Below are 1,757 nucleotides of genomic sequence, written 5' to 3'. Positions count from 1 at the left end.
TTTTCAACCCCTGAAGAAGTCGCCAAGCAAGCCGTCGAAAATGACGTGCATGCCGTCGGTGTCAGCTCACAAGCTGCAGGACACAAGACACTAGTTCCTGAGCTCATTCAGGCGCTCAAAAATCAAGGCGCGGACGACATTATCGTTATTGCCGGGGGAGTGATCCCTAAACAAGACTACGACACACTCTATCAGGCAGGAGTTAAAGGAATCTTCGGGCCTGGTACAAAAGTGCCTTATAGTGTTCGCCAAGTGCTAACGGCGATCAATGAGTCTGCCTAGCTTCCTGGTATGAATATCGATCTTGAGCAACTCAAAAAAGGCCAGCGCCGAGCACTAGCCAAAGCTATTACCTTGGTCGAGAGCAAGCGCGACCAAGACAGAGCGGCTGCTCAACAAGTCTTGAATGAGCTATTGTCAGATACCGGAAATAGCCTTCGTATAGGAATCAGTGGCGTACCGGGGGTGGGAAAGTCTACCTTCATCGAAGCCTTTGGTCGCCATCTGATCGCTAATGGAAAAAAGGTAGCTGTACTCGCTGTCGACCCCAGTTCTCCTCTACGTGGAGGAAGTATCCTTGGCGATAAAACCCGCATGGAAAAACTTGCCCGTGAAGACAATGCCTTTATTCGCCCTAGCCCTTCTGAAGGCGCGCTGGGTGGCGTCGCGCTTAGAACCCGTGAGACAATGCTCCTATGCGAAGCCGCCGGCTACGATGTAATACTCGTAGAGACCGTTGGTGTAGGCCAATCCGAGTATGAAGTCGCCTCGATGGTCGATTTCTTTCTCGTATTGATGCTTCCTAACGCTGGAGATGACTTACAAGGCATCAAACGAGGCATTATGGAGCTGGCGGATGCCTTAGTCGTTAACAAAAGTGATGGTCCTAACCAAGGCTTGGCTCAGCAAACCAAAAACCACTACAGTAATGCCTTTCACCTCTTACAGCACGATGGTTTTTGGAAACCTCAAATTCTCACCTGCTCATCTCTTGAGAACACCGGAATTGAGACTGTATGGGACATGATTCTGGACTACCAGGAACAAGGCAAAAGCCACTCCAATGAAGAAGGCCTTAATCTATTTGAGGATAAACGCGCCCGACAAAATAGAGAATGGTTGAACGCCTTGGTAAAAGATATGTTGGAACAGGAGCTTAAAAGTCACCCTCCAGTTCAATCAGCACTACCTAAGCTCCGCTCAGCTGTGCAGGAAAATAGTGTAACCCCCTACTCTGCAGCACATCAGATCATTCAGCTATTTCTCAACAAACAAGACCCGTCTTGACTATTTACCGCCCCTTAGCGAGGACCCTATTGCTATCAGCCTGAGCTAATCACGACAGGTAAGGGTTCGAATATATCTGCCAACGCTAAACTAAAAAAGCCCGATTAAGTAACCGGGCTTGATAACAAACTAAGCTAAATATTAAGCTGTTGTTTTCTTGATAATCGCAAGCAAATCGTCCTTTAGCTTAAGGCGCTCTTTCTTACACTTTTCAAGATACTCGTCAGAGGTGTTTTCTGCACCGGTCTCGATTCTGTGTACTTCATGATCCTTATCATGATACTCATCAAATAAACGAGCAAAGTGGTTATCACTCATCTTGAGGTTATGAATAGTCTCTTTGTGCTCTGGCAACTCATGAACTAGATCGTGCTTTTCTAACATAGATATATATCTCCTTAGAGGGATTGTTTTTTATCATCTTTTCATAGCTCCACTTTATATGAGCCTTAGTCCAAACGAGATGATCT

At 46.4% G+C, this 1,757-nt stretch carries 3 protein-coding genes; 2 read left to right on the top strand and 1 reads right to left on the bottom strand.

Features of this window, described 5'->3' with window-relative positions; translation table 11 throughout:
- Together A3761_RS22110 and meaB are read left to right on the top strand one after the other, a co-directional pair.
- On the top strand, positions 1-282 hold a 282-nt coding region (locus tag A3761_RS22110; RefSeq protein WP_197473175.1), incomplete at its 5' end, for a cobalamin-dependent protein.
- Between the two features lie 9 nt (positions 283-291).
- Complete coding sequence (gene meaB, locus A3761_RS22105) at positions 292-1,287, top strand: methylmalonyl Co-A mutase-associated GTPase MeaB (protein ID WP_068554425.1); 996 nt, start codon at positions 292-294, stop codon at positions 1,285-1,287.
- A gap of 141 nt (positions 1,288-1,428) precedes the next feature.
- Here meaB and A3761_RS22100 read toward each other — a convergent pair whose 3' ends face one another.
- The gene (locus tag A3761_RS22100) at positions 1,429-1,671 is read right to left on the bottom strand and encodes a YdcH family protein (protein WP_068513965.1); all 243 of its coding nucleotides are present in this window, start codon (positions 1,669-1,671) and stop codon (positions 1,429-1,431) included.
- Positions 1,672-1,757: the final 86 nt, after the last annotated feature.

It is taken from the genome of Oleiphilus sp. HI0123, from assembly GCF_001635315.1.
The sequence above is the reverse complement of the archived record's forward strand: the minus strand, read 5'-3'. Positions and strand labels throughout refer to the sequence as shown.